The organism is Streptomyces sp. KL116D (assembly GCF_030766975.1).
In the GTDB taxonomy this organism is placed as follows: domain Bacteria; phylum Actinomycetota; class Actinomycetes; order Streptomycetales; family Streptomycetaceae; genus Streptomyces; species Streptomyces longispororuber_A.
The window spans coordinates 1-15,959 of the sequence record NZ_JASERH010000054.1; the positions used below are offsets into that span (position 1 = coordinate 1).

Annotated in this window: 12 protein-coding genes and 5 pseudogenes; 7 read left to right on the plus strand and 10 right to left on the minus strand. The window is 73.0% G+C overall.

Going from position 1 to position 15,959, the window contains the following annotated elements; genetic code table 11:
- The first annotated feature begins 816 nt into the window (after positions 1–816).
- On the plus strand, positions 817–1,089 hold the full coding sequence (locus RBJ77_RS21435; protein WP_372346522.1) for a hypothetical protein: 273 nt from the start codon (positions 817–819) through the stop codon (positions 1,087–1,089).
- Positions 1,090–2,062: 973 nt separating this feature from the next.
- Here RBJ77_RS21435 and RBJ77_RS21440 read toward each other — a convergent pair.
- The 4 genes from RBJ77_RS21440 to RBJ77_RS21455 all read right to left on the minus strand — a co-directional run bounded on the left by RBJ77_RS21440 (position 2,063) and on the right by RBJ77_RS21455 (position 6,059).
- Positions 2,063–3,610, minus strand: coding sequence for a solute carrier family 23 protein (locus RBJ77_RS21440; RefSeq protein WP_372346523.1), 1,548 nt, complete (start codon positions 3,608–3,610; stop codon positions 2,063–2,065).
- On the minus strand, positions 3,607–3,861 hold the full coding sequence (locus RBJ77_RS21445) for a hypothetical protein (RefSeq protein ID WP_372346524.1): 255 nt from the start codon (positions 3,859–3,861) through the stop codon (positions 3,607–3,609). The genes RBJ77_RS21440 and RBJ77_RS21445 overlap by 4 nt, the downstream gene beginning before the upstream one ends.
- Before the next feature lie 874 nt (positions 3,862–4,735).
- The gene (locus RBJ77_RS21450; RefSeq protein ID WP_372346525.1) at positions 4,736–5,020 is read right to left on the minus strand and encodes a hypothetical protein; all 285 of its coding nucleotides are present in this window, start codon (positions 5,018–5,020) and stop codon (positions 4,736–4,738) included.
- A 901-nt stretch (positions 5,021–5,921) separates the two neighbouring features.
- Positions 5,922–6,059, minus strand: coding sequence for a hypothetical protein (locus RBJ77_RS21455; RefSeq protein WP_372346526.1), 138 nt, complete (start codon positions 6,057–6,059; stop codon positions 5,922–5,924).
- 224 nt (positions 6,060–6,283) lie between these two features.
- Between RBJ77_RS21455 and RBJ77_RS21460 the strand changes: the two genes are divergently transcribed.
- Positions 6,284–6,634, plus strand: a complete 351-nt coding sequence (locus RBJ77_RS21460; protein ID WP_372346549.1) for a hypothetical protein — start codon at positions 6,284–6,286, stop codon at positions 6,632–6,634.
- Positions 6,635–6,787: 153 nt separating this feature from the next.
- Here the strand turns inward: RBJ77_RS21460 and RBJ77_RS21465 are convergent.
- Positions 6,788–6,955, minus strand: a pseudogene (locus RBJ77_RS21465) (solute carrier family 23 protein); the annotation flags it as partial.
- A 688-nt stretch (positions 6,956–7,643) separates the two neighbouring features.
- A complete protein-coding gene (locus RBJ77_RS21470; RefSeq protein ID WP_372346527.1) occupies positions 7,644–7,919 on the minus strand; it encodes a hypothetical protein in 276 nt (91 codons plus the stop codon).
- 340 nt (positions 7,920–8,259) lie between these two features.
- Here RBJ77_RS21470 and RBJ77_RS21475 point away from each other — a divergent pair.
- A pseudogene (locus RBJ77_RS21475) lies at positions 8,260–9,272 on the plus strand (chitinase).
- A 750-nt stretch (positions 9,273–10,022) separates the two neighbouring features.
- Here RBJ77_RS21475 and RBJ77_RS21480 read toward each other — a convergent pair.
- From RBJ77_RS21480 to RBJ77_RS21490, 3 genes and pseudogenes are all read right to left on the minus strand, one after another.
- Complete coding sequence (locus tag RBJ77_RS21480) at positions 10,023–10,280, minus strand: hypothetical protein (protein ID WP_372346528.1); 258 nt, start codon at positions 10,278–10,280, stop codon at positions 10,023–10,025.
- 397 nt (positions 10,281–10,677) lie between these two features.
- The gene (locus RBJ77_RS21485; protein ID WP_372346529.1) at positions 10,678–11,655 is read right to left on the minus strand and encodes a VWA domain-containing protein; all 978 of its coding nucleotides are present in this window, start codon (positions 11,653–11,655) and stop codon (positions 10,678–10,680) included.
- Between the two features lie 68 nt (positions 11,656–11,723).
- Positions 11,724–12,598: pseudogene (locus RBJ77_RS21490) on the minus strand (AAA family ATPase).
- Positions 12,599–13,096: 498 nt separating this feature from the next.
- Here RBJ77_RS21490 and RBJ77_RS21495 point away from each other — a divergent pair.
- From RBJ77_RS21495 to RBJ77_RS21510, 4 genes and pseudogenes are all read left to right on the plus strand, one after another.
- Entirely contained in the window at positions 13,097–13,219 is a 123-nt protein-coding gene (locus tag RBJ77_RS21495; RefSeq protein ID WP_372343494.1) for a hypothetical protein, read from the plus strand.
- A 452-nt stretch (positions 13,220–13,671) separates the two neighbouring features.
- Complete coding sequence (locus RBJ77_RS21500; RefSeq protein WP_372346530.1) at positions 13,672–13,899, plus strand: hypothetical protein; 228 nt, start codon at positions 13,672–13,674, stop codon at positions 13,897–13,899.
- 20 nt (positions 13,900–13,919) lie between these two features.
- Positions 13,920–13,967: pseudogene (locus RBJ77_RS21505) on the plus strand (hypothetical protein); the annotation flags it as partial.
- 115 nt (positions 13,968–14,082) lie between these two features.
- Positions 14,083–14,493, plus strand: coding sequence for an LLM class flavin-dependent oxidoreductase (locus RBJ77_RS21510; RefSeq protein WP_372346544.1), 411 nt, complete (start codon positions 14,083–14,085; stop codon positions 14,491–14,493).
- Positions 14,494–14,898: 405 nt separating this feature from the next.
- On the opposite strand, the pseudogene RBJ77_RS21515 reads toward RBJ77_RS21510, so the two are convergent.
- Positions 14,899–15,900 (minus strand): annotated as a pseudogene (locus RBJ77_RS21515) (Ppx/GppA family phosphatase).
- Positions 15,901–15,959: the final 59 nt, after the last annotated feature.

A 15,959-nucleotide genomic window follows, 5' to 3' on the forward strand; every position in this document is an offset into this window, starting at 1 on the left:
TCCGCGCCCTCCCGCGACGACCCGCAGGCGATAAACCTGAATGGTGCGAGCAGACCACAGCCGTCGCCGTCGACGATCAGCACACTGCCGATGTCCTTCGTCCCGCATCACTCTGCGCGGTCTGCGTCAGGGGCGTGTCCGGGCGGACCGCCGTCACACCCTCCGTCACGTCACGCACCCAGAGTGCGTCGTGCCCTGACCTCCCTCTGCGTCGCCTGCGCGACCTGGCTGGTCGTCCGGGCGCTTCACCCGGCGCGGAGTACGCGAAGTACGCCGCCCTCATGTCCGGTCCCGGCGAACGATCCGGATCAGGGTTGCGCACGCGGACGGATTCCGGTGACCCAGCGGCCATGCACACCTCGCCGACCGGAAAGCGGCGCCCGGCTCGCGCGGGCCATCGGCATCGAGACGGGATAACTGGTCCCGCGGCTCTCGCGGGTGTCATCGGTGCCGGCGTGGCGCTGCCGTACGGGGAGGAACCTGCGCCGCCCCCGGCGCGCAGTGAACCGTGCATGAACAGCACCGGCACACCGGTACTCTCGGACCCCATGGACCACACACCGCAGCCCCCGCGCGCGAAGCCCTCGACGCCTACCGTTCGCACGGCCGTCTCGCCTTCACGCCACCCGGGCACAAACAGGCGCGGGGCGCCGACCAGCAGGCGCGACGCGGGTGCTCGGCGACGCCGTTCCTCCACTTCCGACGTGCTCGCGTCCGGCGGCCTCGACGACTCGGCGCACGCAGCGGCCACGTCCTCGCCCGCGCCGAGGAACTGATGGCCGACGCGGTCCACGCCGACCACACCTTCTTCACCACGTGCGGCAGCTCCCCGTCCGTGGAGTGCCGCGCACATGCTCGCGGGTCGCCGGACCGGGCGACCGGCTGCTCATCGGCAGGGACGCCCACAAGTCCGTGGTCAGCGGCCTGATCAGCGGCATCGACCCCGTCTGGATCGACCCGGCAGTGGGACGCGCCGAGCGGGGCCTGCGCATCCGCCGTCCTGCGGCGTACGAGGAGGTCTTCGGCACCCCGACGCCTGCGGCGCCCTTGGTCACCAGCTCGACCCTTCGTACGGGACGTGCCACCTGACGTTCGCGATCGCCGACGTTCGGCCACGCACGCGGCAGGGCTTCTCGTTGATCGTCGACGAGGCGTGCGCCGATCTGCCGTTCCACCCCGACCTGCCGACGTGGGCGATGGACGCGGCGCCGACGTCCGCGTCACCAGCATCCACAAGATGGGCAGTGCCTGGAGTAGGGCTCGGTGTTCCATCTGCGCGGCGACCTCATCGACCCACCTCACCTGCGCCGACCTGGCACCACCAGCCCGTCCGTCATCATTCACGCGGGACGACGGCTGGCGGCGCAGATGCGGCTGCACGGGCGTGAAACTCCTGGGTGCGGCGCTGGAGTTGGCCCGCGAGGCACGGGAGGCGATCGAGTGGTGTCCCCGGGCTGGCACGCGGCACGGCCGCGCCGGCTCACCGGACCCGGACTCGCCGATCGACCTGGGCCGCTGCCCCTGCTGACTCGACGTGTCGGGCCTGGGTACGACCGGCTGCGGGTCGCCGACCGGCTGCGCGCCCGCCGCTCCCTCGACGTGCACGATCGCCGACCACCGCCGGATCGCCGCCCAGCTCACACCTGGTCGCCGACTCCCGGCCGCTCGCCGCAAGCTCGCGACGGCTCTGCGGGACGTCGCCGCGCACCGCGACGTCTGCGCGACGGCTGCGGTCAGCCGTAAAGCCGAAACCCTCCGAGCTGCGCCTGGAACGGGTGTGCTCGCCCCGCGACGCCTAGCCGGCCCCGTCGAGGAGGTGCCGCTGGAGCGGGCCGCGGGCCGGGTCGCGGCGGGAGATGGCGACGCCCTTACCCGCCAGAGGATCCCGGCGGTGCTGCCGGGGAGCGGATCCAGCGAGGCCGGTGGCCGAGCACCACCGCGCACGGTCTACGCCGCCGGGATGAATCGATAGCCCGACCCGGCTCGACCCGTCGTTGCGTACGAGTCCGAGTGGACGGCGCAGTAGAGCGGGAGGGGTCGCGCGATCGGTCCGGCACACGGATCACGGAGCGCCGCTGGCCCGGTTCGCCGGCGCGATCCTCGTGGTGTGTCCGCGCTGCGGCGTGCGGGCGACCGCGGCGCAGCGGCCGGGCCTGCCCGAACTGCGGTACGCCATGGCGTTGTGACGGGCTGCGGCGGCTGGTCTGCGCGGGGCTGCGGCGCGACGGCGACTGGGGAGGCCGAGCGGCGGGGCTCCGCCCTCACGCGGCGTCACGCTCGGCGGCACGCGACTTACCGCTTCGGCCGCCCGCGCTGTGGCTGCGGGTCGGCTGCGCGAGCCATGTGCTGTGGGCGTACGACGCACGGACCACGTGGACGCCCTCGCGTCGCACGTCGGCGCGCACCTGCGGGAGCGCGGCCCGGCGTCTACGACGGCGATGATCCCGCGCCTGCCGCGCTGGGATTGACCGCCGCCGCCCACCGCGCCGACGATGCTCGCGGGGCTGGCCGCCCTGCGCGCCCGAGCGCCCGCACGGCGCCCCGGAGGACCGCTCCGGCGTGGCCCCATCGAGCGAGCCGACCGGGCGCGGCCGTACCGGAGTTCGTACCACCGCGGCGGCCGTACCTGACCTTTCAGCCGACCGGCTCGCGCGCGGGCTCCGGCACCGCAGGCGCCCCGCGCCGTGCCGCCGCGCCCGCCCGGACCGCCGCCGTTGAACGCCAGGTTGGTTCCTGAACGCCAGCAGCGTCGCACTTCGTCACCGGCGGGCCGAGCACGATCCCCACGCAGAGGGAACCCGCGCGTACAGGTCCGGTGCCACCTCGGGTACCATGCCGATGCCGATCGGAGCACCGCACGATCAGCGGGTTGTGGGTGCCGTCGAAGTCGACCCTCGCGCAGCGTCGTGATGCCGGCGGGCGCGACCGTCGCGAACATCACGAGACCCCGCCGCGCCGACCACCGGCTGCGGCAGCGCCCGCCACGAGCGCGCGCCCAGCTTTCGGGACGAGCGAGCACGACGAGCAGCGCGCCCGCGACCGTGGCGACGTGCCGGCTGCGCACCCTCGTCATGGTCACCAGGCCGACGTTCCGCGCGAACACCTGCCGTGTCCAGAGGCGTTCATCACACCGCCGAGGGACCCCGGAGAGCCCCGTCGGCGGCGAGGCCGCCGCGCCATGTCTCGGCCGTCGTCCAGCCGCTTTCCCGGTGGAGCTCCGCGACCGCGATCCAGGTCCGCGGTCGACTCGGCGAACAGGACCAGCATCACCACGCACATCGACGGCACGGCGACCGCCGGGAACTGCAGGGCGCCGAAGCGGAACGGCGCGCTGACCCCGACAGACCGCCGTCCGCGCCGCCGAGAAGTCGACGAGCCCGAGCGGCACGGCGACCGCCGTCCCCGCCAGCAGGCCCAGCAGCACGCCGGTCTGTGCGAGGAAGCCGCGGCCGAAGCGGGCCACGAGCAGGATCACGATCACCACGAACGCGGCGAGCGCGAGCCGTGAGGGCGCCGCGTGGTCGGCGGCCTTCGGATCGTTCCCGACGACCAGGTTCACCCCCACCCCGATCAGCGCGAGCCCGACCACCGTGATGACCACGCCGCTCACCAGCGGCGGGAAGAACTCGCACCGCCCGCGCGAACGGATAGGCGACGAGCAGCCCGAACACGCGCGGCCGCGAGCATCGATCCGTACACCGCCTGGATCCCGTACTCGCCGGCGATCAGGATCATCGGCGTCACCGCGGTGAACGCCGCGCCCGCCATCACCGGCATCCGCACTTCGAGATCCGGCCGATCCCCGCGCCCTGGATCATCGTGACTGACGCCCGCGACGAGCAGATCGGCGTTGATGAGCACGGCGACCGTCGCGGCGTCGAGCCCGGCCGCCCGCGCCGAACACCAGCGGCACCCGTCACGCACCCGGTGTACATCACCAGCGCACGTGCTGGAGGCCGAGCACCGCGAGCCGGCCGAGACCCGGCGTCGTTCTTCTGGGGCGTCGTCACGTCACGACCACCCTCTAGCGCGCGAAGTTGGCGGCGATCCGCTGCTGGCGTAGTCGGCGGCGGTGATCGGCGGACGGCGGCCCGCGGGCCCTCGGATCACCACGTCACGGTCGTGCCTGCGCGAAGAGAGGCGATGCTGTGGCGGGCCGACCGTCGTCGTCCCGGACCCGGGGACAGCTGACCCGGTGGAAGTTCGATCGGCAGCCGGTCGTCGCTCCACCGCATGAGCATGTCCCACGATGTTGCACGTGATGACGCCGTCGGCGGGTTCGACCGGCGTCCACTCCTGCGCCTCGGCCTCCTTGCCGGGGCACACCTGCAGGCCGCCCTGCCCGTCCTGCTGGAACAGCGGCGTCAGACAGTCGAAGTCGTGTGCGCCCCCGGCCCGCCACACGTCCGCGGGGGATCTCGGCGTCCTCGGGCACGGCGAAGTAGTGCAGCATCCGCAGCGTCGACTGGTACTGGTCGCTCGCCGGGTCGTGGGCCCGCGCGAAGAACCCGTCGGCAGCCCCAGCCGGTCGGCGAAGCAGCCGAGCACGCGCATGGCCAGCTCCCGGCAGCGCGCCTCCGAACGCGAGCGTGCGTTCCCGGAAACCGGGAGCGCGTCGTCGGGCCACAGTCCGTCCATGTGCGGGCGGGTCAGCTGGTACGACTCGCTTCTGGTCGGGCGTGCCGGTCGACGGACGGACCCAATATCGACTCCCACCCGGAGTTGGAGGCCCTCTTCAGTCCGTGCCGCGCCTTGATCTCCCTCGGGCAGCGCGAAGAACCGCCCGCGTCGGTGAACGCCCCGTCCACGACCGGGGGGTTCGATGCCGTGGTTGACGAGCTGGAAGAAGCCGATGTCGGTGGCGGCGGCCCACTAGCTCTCGGTGATCTCCGGTCCTGCGGGCCTCGAAGTCGGTGAGGTCGATCCGGCGGATCTCCCGGCGGAGGTTCGTCCCGGCCCCGCCCATGTGGGTCTCCTCGTCGAGCTCGGCAAGCCCGTACGTGATGTCGGTGTCGGTCATCGCGGCTGTCGCTCCTCGAAGCGATCGTGGTGGACGGGACGCAGCCACCGCCCTGCAGATCGTACCGCGGACGCTCAGAGGTCCGCGGGCACGGTCACGGCGGACCCTTGCCGGGCCCGGCGCCGTGGGCTGGCGCGGGACCCGCATCTGGCGCGCGCACGCGATGTTCAGCCTGCCCGCCAGGGTGTTTCCGCCGGGAGCTCATGGTGTTACGCGGCCGTAAAGCCGAGGCCGGCCGCCAGGTGCCCGGGACGGCAGCCGGACGTGCTCGCCGTCCCGACACAGGACCTCGCCGCCGACCAGCACCGCGGCCACGGTACGGCCGCTCCCGACGGTCAGCAGCGTCGCGCCGGGATCACGTACGGGGAGGCACGCGTAGTCCCGGTCGAAGCGGTGCGGCACCAGATCCTGCCTGCATTCCGGCCCGTACGCCGTCCGGCCGCTCCTCCAGACCGAGGGCTCCGGTTCGCGCCGTTCGCCGCCATCGCGAACATCTCGGGGAAGCCGAACAGATCGGCCTCGCGGCGTGCCGCCCGCTGCAGGTAGCGCGCCGATGCGCAGCGCCTCCAGCACGTCCTGGGTGTGCGTTGGCTGGCGGCGCCGTCGACGAGTCCGGACCCGCAGCCCGGCGTCCAGCATGTCCGGCACCGGGGCGATCCCGCTGCCGGAGGCGCATGTTGCTCAGCGGGTTGTACGAGACCCCGACGCCGTGCCCGGCGAGCGTCGCCCGTCCCGCCGCGTCCAGCTCCACACAGTGCACCGCCAGCAGCCGCTCCCACAGGAATCCGGCCTGCTCCAGATAGGCCACGGCGCCCACGCCCGCGTGCTCCCGGCACATCACGTCGTCGGTCGTGGTCTCCGGCCAGGTGCAGGGAGACAGCCGAGCGCTCGTTTCGGCGTATTACGCGCGCACGGCCGCCATCCCGTCCGGCGTGAGGCACCGGGGGTTGGGGACGGCGACGCCGACCTCCACCCGGCTGCCGCGCGTGGCGGCGATCAGCTCGTCCGTGTGCGCCAGCGCTTCCTTCAGCGGCTGCATCAGACGCGGGTCGAAAGCACTTGCGGCTGCGGTCGGCCCGGTCGGCGACACCTCGGCAGAGCACGGCCCGCACACCGCCGTCGCGCGGCGCCCGCAGCACGGCGTCGTGCACCTCCGGCGACAGGTGCGCGGCCACATGCGCTCACGACGAGCGTCGTCGTAGCCGCTGCGCAACGCCTCGGCTGCGGCGGCGGCCGCGGTGGTCCGCGTAGGCCCGCTCGGGGGTGAGCGCGACCGCCTCCTCGCCGACGGCGCTGAGCCTCGCCAGCGGCGGCAGCTCCTTCGCCGATGCCGCGCAGACCCGCCTGGATGAGATGGGTGTGCGTGTTCACGAGACCGGGTGTGAGGCGCTGCCCGCACCGTCCAACACCTGCCGCCCGTGCGTTCACCCTTCGGTACGAGCACCGTGGACGCGGCCGCCGAGCGAGATGGACGTCCAGTCCGGCACGCCACGCGCCCTCGCCGTACACGGTGACGTCGGTGATCGTGCCGGGCGTCAATCGGACCGGTTCCTTCCGGAGGCGGGGCGTGGTGGTGAACAGCAGGTTCAGGGCGAAGGCGACGATCCCTGGTGACGGCGATGCCGCTGTCGGACGGTGCGGGCGGCGGCGGGAGCGGCGCGTAGAACTCCGGCGCGCCGACCGGGGGATCAGGCGCCGAGCCCGGAAGGCGAGCGCGACGGTCAGCAGGTTCCGCGCGTCGGTGAGGTCGGCGCGGGCCAGGGATGCGCTGGGCCCACACGCGCCGACCGTGCCGAACATGACGAGGCGACACCCCGCCGAAAGCACCGGCCCCGGCACGGCGGCGACGGCCGCGCCGAGCACGGGGACGAAGGCCAGCAGGACCATCAACGCCCCTGACAGGGCGACGACATGACGGCTCCTGACCCGGGTCACGCTGACCAGCCCGGACGGACTGTCCGAAGGTCACGATCGGGAACGAGGCGAGAGCGCCCGGACACCACGGTGGCCGCACCGTCCGCGCGCAGCGCCCGTACGACGGTGGGGGCGTCGTCGCCCCGCTCCACGATCTGTCCCGACCGCGAGGGTGTCGCCGACGGATCTCCGACCACATGTTCACGAGCTGCATCGACGAAGCATCGCGGCGATCGCCGGGACCACGAAGACGGGGCGCCCCGAAGGCGGTCGGGTGCGGGCGCGCGGCGACACGGGGGCGCGTCCGCCGCGAAACCTGTCGAACGGGCCGGGGCATCGGCGAGCACCGTCCCCGCCGCCACCATGGCGACAAGCTACCGAGAACCGGCCGACCGCGGGCGGCGCCGAGCCGCTCCACGACCACCACCAGCAGCACGGTCACGGCGGCACAGGGCGAGCCCGCGCCCACCACCGCTTCGCCCGTGACGATTTGTTTTCCCGCCGCGGACGGCACGAGCGAGAACCTGATGACGGCGATGACGGTCCCGTCACCAGCGGCGGAAACAGATGCAGGAGCCACCGCCTCGAACCACGGCGCCACGGCCACGGTCACGGGCCCGGCACGATCGTGGCCCCAGACACGGCGTGGCGAGCCCGTGCTCCGCACCGATCGTGCACGGCGGGTGTGATCGCGGTGAGGTGGACCCCATCACGACGTGGGCGTGCCGGGCCTCGAACCACTTCTGACGCCCAGCGACTGCAACGGCGTGGCAAGCCCGCTGACCAGCAGATTGGCGCTGATGAGCGGCCGTATCCGGTCCTCGGGAAGGTGCGGCGCGGTGCCCACGAGAGAGCGTGCATCGTCGCCATCCGCGTAGGCGACGAGCAGATGCTGCAGACTCAGCGGCACCGGGCGATGCACCGGCGGCCGGACGTCGACGGGATGCGCCGGTGCGGGTGCGACGGCATGCGCGGCGACAGCCATCGTTCACTCCCTGAAAGCTAGGCGGAAGACGGCTGGTTAGCGCCGGCGGATCCGAGAACGGAGCGGCCGCGCACCGGCCGTTGCAGCCATGACCGGTGTGAGGGCGACGGTAGGAAGGCGCTGTTTTCACCCGCGTTGCGCCCAGGAAACCAGAATGGCTCCTCGAGGTCGTTCCCGCCGACTCCCCATTGGTGCAGACCCATTGACGAAAGGTCTGGACCCTCTCTAGCGTGCGATTTCATGCTCCACGACACCCCCACTCGTCCGGCACTCATGCGGGAGGCCCTATGCGCGGTCGCCGTCGTACGCCCCGCTCTCCTCGGCGCCGCCCTCCTGCGGCATGCCGCCCTCGCCACTCAAGCCTGCCCTGGTCGCGGCTCCCACCGCCCCGGCCGCCGACACCTGCAGCCACGAAGCCGAGACCGTCCGAAAGGTCCTCCAGGGCTACTGGGAGAACTGGGACGGTGCCGCCAACGGGGTCCACCCGCCTTCGGCTGGACCCCGATCACCAACACCGAACTCCCGCAGCACGGCTACAACGTCATCAACGCCGCCTTCCCCGTCATCCGCTCCCGACGGCACCGCGCTGTGGGAGGACGGCATGGACGCGAACGTGAAGGTGGCCACGCCCGCGGAGATGTGCCAGGCCGAGTAGCCGCGGGCGCGACGATCCTGATGTCCATCGGCGGCGCCGCGACCCGGCATCGACCTCAACTCCACGGCCGTCGCCGACCACTTCGTCGAGACGATCGTGCCGATCCTGAAGAAGTACAACTTCGACGGCATCGACATCGACATCGAGACCGGCCTCACGGGCAGCGGCTCCATCACCCAGCTCTCCCGCGTCGCAGGCCAACCTGATCCGCATCATCGACGGCATCCTCGCGCAGATGCCCGCCGGGTTCGGCCTGACGATGGCGCCCGAGACGGCCTACGTCACCGGCGGCAGCATCACGTACGGCTCCATCTGGGGCGCCTACCTCCCGTCATCAAGCAGTACGCCGACAACGGCCGCCTGTGGTGGCTCAACATGCAGTACTACAACGGCAGCATGTACGGCTGCTCCGGCGACTCCTACCCGCCGGCACCGTCGAGGGCTTCACCGCCCAGACGGACTGCCTGAACAAAGGGCCTGGTCGTCCAGGGCACCACCATCAAGGTCCCCTACGGCAAGCAGGTGCCCGGGCTGCCCGCCCAACCGGGCGCGGGCGGCGGCTACATGACCACCGGTCAGGTAGCTCAGGCCTGGGAACACCTTCGGGGGCGCGCTGAAGGGCCTGATGACCCTGGTCGATCAACTGGGACGGGTCGAAGGGATGGACGTTCGGCGACAACGTGAAGGGGCTGTTCTAGCGCACGGCAGGCGCCCCGGCGGCATCTGAGGACCATGGCCCCATGAAGCGGGGACCAACTTTCGGAGCAGTTGCGGGCCGGTGTCGGCGTGAGCCGCGGCGGGCGCGGCGCATGGCCAGCAGTCCACGGTCACGGCGTGGCGGGCCGAGGTGTCCGGTACGCCCGTGGTCGTCAAGCAACTGGTCGAAGGGCCGGAGGCCGACGAACGGCGTAATGCCCGCGAGGAAGCCGCCCCGCGGTTGGCCCGCGGGTCCGGGCCCGCCGTGGTGCCCGCCCTGCCGGCGCCGACTCGGCGGACCGATCCGTCCTGAAACGTCGGAGGAGGGCACGCCCCGCGAGGACTTGACCGACCACGCCACGGCCCTGGCCCGCCTGCACGCGTGCACGTCCGGCAACCGACGCGGACGCCGTGGCCGGAAACCGCCTGCCTGACCGGGCCGGCCGACAGCGACGTCGACGCCCTCCGGTCCGCCGCTAACTCGGCGTCGGCCCCATCCGGCCGCAACGGCCGAACCGAACAATCGCGAGGCCGACCCCACCGTCGCCAACGCCGCCGCAACGGCCATAACCGCCGTGCCTCGGTAACGACTCCGTACACTGGCCAGGTGGCGTCCGGTTCATCGACTTTCGAACAGGCCTCACCGGCAACGGTGGCCTCGTGGAATCCTCGCCTATCTGCGCATCGGCTCCCCCACCTGCTGGTGCTCCACCGCCCCGCCGAAGCCCTTGCTCGACGCGGCGGAGGCCGCCTCACTGCGCGACCTGGCGCGCGATCGCCACGGGCACCGAGGCGCCGCAGGACCTCGGCGACGCGTGCGTGGGCTGGTTGCTGCGCGGTGACGCGTCCTCGTCGAGCGCGCCCTGTGCGGGACCACCGACCACCTGCCAGGGCCGGGACCGGGACTGGACGTGGGGCACGGCCACGGCCTGCCAGCGCCTCGCCCACGGCTCGGCGAAGTCGTCAGCCGGACGACCGGCGCGACCGGCGACCTCCAGGGGCCTGGGCACTCGCCGGCGCCGTCCGCCGAACATTTCGCCCGGTGGCCCGACCTGCGCCGCTGCCCCTGGTCCGGGCCTTAGCCGCCGTGGGACCTACACTGGCAGCAACCGCCCCACCAGAGCTCAGTTGCCGCGCGTTGCGGCACTCGTACATGTCCACCACGGCTGCCGGGAGCACCCCGGCCGCCGAGTCACCCGTGTCCCACTGCGAGCGGGGCTCCGCTGAGCCAGTGGACGCGGCGGTGCGCGATGCGGCGCAGCGCCGGGAGGTTCGGGTCCTGCTGGTTGTTGGGTGTCGAGGACGAACACCGAGGTGCGGGCCGACCGCCGCCTCGTAACGCTCGACGAACTCACCGAGCGCCGTGCCGTAGTCACTGCTGCCGTGCCATCCGGTCAGCGCGTCGCCTCAGGCGGCGATCCGCGCGCCGAGGGCCCCTCGGGGTCGGCGGTGCCCTGCGCGATGAGGCCGGTGACCTCGTCGATCCGGTTGGACGAACGCGAAGACGCGGATCCTGCTGAACTGGTGGTGCGGCGCCTGCACCGCAGCATCGTGAGAGTTGGCGAAGCCCGCCACCGAACCGGACACGTCGCAGAGCAGCACGAGTTCGGGCCGGGCCGGGCGGCGTCGGCGCAGCACCGGACGCATCGGCACCCCGCCCGTGGACAGCGAGCCGCGCAGCGTGCGGCTGCAGGTCGATGTGGCCGCGGGAGGCGCGGCGCCGGCGTGCCGCGAGACGCGTGGCGAGTTTGCGGGCCAACGGGTGGACCGTGCGCCGCAGTTCGGCCAGCTGCTCCTTGCCCGCGTACAGGAACAGGGATTGCGGTCGGGCGTCTGCACCGGCATCCGGCGGGCGATCTCGTCCGATGCCGCGCCGCTCCGCGACCCTGCCGCCGCGCCTCGTTCGCGCACCTGCTCGCGGAACTCCTCGATGCGGCGCCGGATCTCATCGGCCTCGATGCGGTCGGTGAACGCCCCCGACTGCCCGCCGCCGGACCGATGCCGGCCATGATCCCGGCCAGCAGCGCTCTGCGGGCGCAGCCGGTCCAGGGTCTGCTGCGACGACCAGCCGTTCGCGTCGTAGCCGCCGAAGGCGTCGACGGCCTCGGCGGCCAGCCGGGCCAGCGCGCCGCCCGGTCGTTCGCGGCCAGCGCCCTCGGCCAGCCGCTCGCGAAGACCGTCCCGGTCCGGGGGCCGGACGGCCCCTCCGGCGCGCCCACGCTCCGCGGGAAGTACAGCTCGAAGACCGGGTCGAAGACGGCGCGCTGCCCCTGGTCGTGCAGGGAGCGCGGGAGGCCAGGCCCTCGCGCAGGTGCTCCCGGTTGTCGAGGCCGAGCGCCGCCACGGCCTGCGCGGCGTCCACGCTCTGCCCGTGCCGATCCGCACCCCGTGCGCGCAGGGCCCTGACCAGTGACGCGACCCGGTCCGCGACCGACGGGTCGTACCGGCCGTGCTCACACGGCGTCCAGATCGAGCTTCGCGGCAGCCTTGTCGACGTCCTCCTGGTGCTTGAGGACGACACCGAGCGAGGCCCGTACGACCTCCTCGTCGAGCCGGTCCGCGCCCAGCGCGAGCAGGGGTGCGCGCCCAGTCGACGGTCTCCGCGACCGACGGCACCTTGCGCAGGTCCATCGCGCGCAGCGCGCCGACGACCCGGACCAGGGGACTCGGCGAGCACCGCGTCGAGCTCCGCGCTTCAGGGCGACGATCCGGCGCTCAACTCCTCGTCGGGAGCGATGTGAACGGACAGCGGCGGCGCAGCGCCGACAGCTCCCGGCTCGCGTTCGAGGTGAGCACCACGAACGGGCGGCGGGTCGCGCTGATCGTGCCCAGCTCGGGGACCGTCACCTGGAAGTCGGAGAGCACCTCCGAGCAGGCCCTCCACCTCCACGTCGGCCTTGTCCATCTCGTCGATGAGCAGGACCTTCGCGTCGTCGCCGCGGATCGCGGCCAGCAGGGGCCGCGTCAGCAGGAACTCCTCGCTGAAGACGTCCGTGCGCGTCTGGTCCCACGTCGTCGTCGCGGCCCGCCGTGATCCGCAGCAACTGCTTGGCGTGGTTCCACTCAGCCAGGGCGCGACTCGTCGACGCCCTCGTAGCACTGCAGCCGGATCAGCCGCGCGTCACTGATCGCGGCGACCGCCTTCGCCAGCTCCGTCTTGCCGACGCCCGCCGGCCCTCGACGAGCGAGCGGCTTGCCGAGCCGGGCGGCGAGGGAAGACGGTGGTCGCCACCGCGGGCGAGGCCAGGTAACCGGTCTCGGCCAGACGTGCGGTGACATCGTCCACGGAGTGAACAACGGGGGGCCTCCAGGGCGGTGCGTCACGGATTCCCAGCTGATCAGGTCCGGCCGCCGTCCACAACAGCTCGCGCCCCTTCATGGCGAACGTCGTGCGCCGCCGTCTGCCGAGTCTCGTCCGGGACCCACTGGCGCTCCGTCCGTATCCTGACCGCATGAGGCGTACTTCCTTTGCCGACTGGCCCTGCTCCATCGCCCCGCACCATGGACCTCCTGGGCGACTGGTGGACCCCGCTCGTGCTGCGCGGGGCGTTTCTGCGGGATCACCCGCTTCGACGGCTTCCAGCAGGAGCTCGGCATCGCCCGGGACGACCTCGCCGACGGCTGCGCCGGCTCGTCGACGAGGGGCTGATGGAGACAGCGCCTACGGACGGCGCCGGTCCGCCACGACTACGTCCTCACCGGAAGGGCCGCGACTTCTTCGGGGTGCTCGCCGCCATGAACGCGTGGGGAACCGCTGGCTGTCCGGCGACGAGGGGCGCCGGTCGTCTTCGAGCACGACCGGTGCGGGCACGTCGGCGACGCCGCCGTGGTGTGCGCCGACTGCGGCGAACCGCTGACCGCCGACGCCGTCCGGCCGCGGACGGGCCCCGGCCATCCGCCCCGGCTCGCCGCCCGTCCCGACGTCCGCGCGCGGTTCGAGAAGAACTGAAGTCGGCCCAGGTGCCTTCCTGTTGCCTCTTGACGCAGTGAGTCCATCTACGAAACCTCGTGGTCACAGCCGGTTCAGCAGAGAGGTGGGCCACGATGGAGTGGACAGGCGCGCGCTACGCGGACACCCGACCGTCGCCGTACGGCGCGGCATCGGGGCGTCGCCCGAGCGGGCGTGGGAGCTGGTCACGGACATCGCCCTGATGCCACGGCTCAGCGACGAACTGCAGTCGGTCCAGTGGCTCGGGGGACGACGGCCCCCACGGTCGGGGCGCGCTGTCGGCCGCAGCCGGCACGACGCGTTCGGCGAGTGGGGAGACCACCTCGTACGTCGTCGAGTGCACGGCGCCACGCGTCTTCGCCTGGGCCGTCGCCGACCCCGAACGGCCCAGCGCCGTCTGGCGGTTCACCCTCGACGCGCGCGACGACGGCACGACGGACCTGACCCAGTGGATGCAGCTCGGCCCGGGCCGCTCCGGACTCTCCTTCGCGATCGACCGGATGCCGGAGAAGGAACAGAAGATCGTGTTCGTGCGGATGCGGGAGTTCGAGCGGGAACATCGGCGCGACCCTCGACGCCCTGAAGGCCATCGCCGAAGGGGCGGGGGAGCGCTGATGCGGACGTCGACGACGATCGAGGGCGTCTCGGCGGCGACTGGCGCGAGACGGTCGACTTCGTGACCGAGGCCGAGAAGCTCGGCATGGACGTCTGCTGGGGTCGCCGAGGCCTGGGGCTCCGAAGCACCCTCGCCCCTGGGCTACTGGCGGCCCGCACCGAGCGGATGCTGCTCGGCTCCGGCATCATCCAGCTCGCCACCCGCACCCCCGGCCGCCATCGCCCGCGCGGCGATCACCCTCTCCAACATCTCCGGCGGCCGCTTCCTGCTGGGCCTCGGACCGTCAGACCGCAGGTCGTCGAAGGACTGCACGGCGTCCCCCTTCGCGCGCCCGCTGACCCGGATGCGGGAGACGGTCGAGATCGTGCGGATGGCGGCGGCCGGCGAAGATCGCCTACGAGGGCGGGAGTTCACCTCCCGCTGCCCGGCGACGACCGCCCGATGCGGCTGTCGATGCGCGCGGGCACGAACTACCCGTAGCCTGGCCACGTTGTCGCCGAAGATGCTCCGGCTGACCAGCGAGGTGGCCGACAGCTGGCTCGGCACCAGCTTCGTGCCCGAGGGGGCGAAGGAGGCCTACTCGACCACCTCGACGCCGGACTCGCCGCCGCCGGCCCGCACGCGCCGACCTCGACGTCTCGCCAGGGCGCCGAGGTGAACTTCGCCGAGGACGAGGAGACGCTGCGTACGGTCGTCGCGAGCCGCAGAAGGAACTCGCCTTCAGCCTCGGCGGCATGGGCTCCGCCACCACGAACTTCTACAGCCAGGCCTACAGCAGGCGAGGCTGGTCGGAGGTCGCCGCCGCCGTGCGCGCGGCGCTGGCGGGCGGGCGACCGGGACGGGCCGCCGCCCTGGTCACCGACGACATGGTCCTCGCCACGACCCTGATCGGCACCGAGGACATGGTGCGGGCCCCGCTAGCCGTGTGGCGGGACGCCGGCGTCGACACCGTCCGCCTCTACCCGGCGGGCGACACCCTCGACGCGCGGCTCGCCACCCCTCGGGCGGGGCCATCGAGCTCGCGCGGGAGGTGGACACGCCGCCTGACCTGCGGCCCCCGGCGTCAGCGCGGGGCGGCGAGCCGCAGTGCCGCCCGCTGCGCGGCCGGCCGGCGGTCCGTCGGCTGCGGATGGCCCGACCACCACGCGGTGTCGCCCTCGATCCGGCGCAGCAGGATGCCCTCCCGGATCGCCCACGGCGAGATGGTGAGTTCGCGGATGCCCATCAGCTTCATCGCCGTGTGGCCGACGAGCGCACCGCCGGCGACTGGGCCGCGCGCGCGCCGAGATGCCCGGCGGCTCGGCGCGGCGCGCGGCGGGCGGCGCGGCCAGCTCCGTGACCGCGCAGCCGAGAGTCCTGCGCGTCAGCTCCCGGCGCACGAAGGGACCGTGCCGGCCGGGCGGCGCGCCGCACAGCCGGGCGAGCTGGGTGAACGTGCGCGAGGTGGCGGCCGCCGTGAGCGGCCCTCCCAGCGGATCCGCGCCGCCACGTCCCTCAGCTGGTGCCGCACGTGACGGCGCACGCGTCCTGAGCGTCTCGTCCGAGGCCGGCCCGCCGTCGCGCAGGTGCTCCCGCGTGAGACGGCCCGCGCCCAGCGGCAGCGAGATCGCGAAGTCCGGCAACCTCCCCGCCCGAAAGCGACTTCGAGCGTTCGCCGCCGATGTCGAGCACACCGAGCGGGCCCGCCCGCCAGCCCATCCAGCTGCCGCGGCGGCAGGAACGTCAGCTCGGCCTCCACGCGCTCGCCCGGCAGCACCTGCAGCCGCAACCGGTGCCCTCCTCCACCGCCTGCAGCACCTCGTCCCGGTTGGGCGCGTCCCTGACGATGGCCGTGGCGAACGCGAACGGCTCGTCGCTGCCCCACCGTTCGGCCTCCGCGCAGGCCGCCCGGACCGCCTCGACGATCGACTCCACGGCGCACGGGCCCAGTCTTCTCTCTCCCGTCGACCTGCTCCGAGGGCGCAGTCTGCGCTTGCCGTGTGCACCGGCAGAGGTGCCCCGTCCGCGCGTCCGCGATCGCGAGCCGCACCGTGTTCGACCCGACATCCACCACACTGATTCGCATGATCGGCCCGGTACCCGAACGGGCAACGGTCCAAGCGCGGCCGGGGCCCGGTCCTTCGA

Excerpts from the sequence above, each read along its gene's own strand:
- RBJ77_RS21455 (WP_372346526.1), bottom strand. The coding sequence starts at position 6,059 with ATGCAGCCGCTGAAGGAAGCGCTGGCGCACACGGACGAGCTGATCGCC.
- RBJ77_RS21500 (WP_372346530.1), top strand. The coding sequence starts at position 13,672 with ATGCAGCTCGGCCCGGGCCGCTCCGGACTCTCCTTCGCGATCGACCGG.
- RBJ77_RS21470 (WP_372346527.1), bottom strand. The coding sequence starts at position 7,919 with ATGGCTGTCGCCGCGCATGCCGTCGCACCCGCACCGGCGCATCCCGTC.
- RBJ77_RS21450 (WP_372346525.1), bottom strand. The coding sequence starts at position 5,020 with ATGACCGACACCGACATCACGTACGGGCTTGCCGAGCTCGACGAGGAG.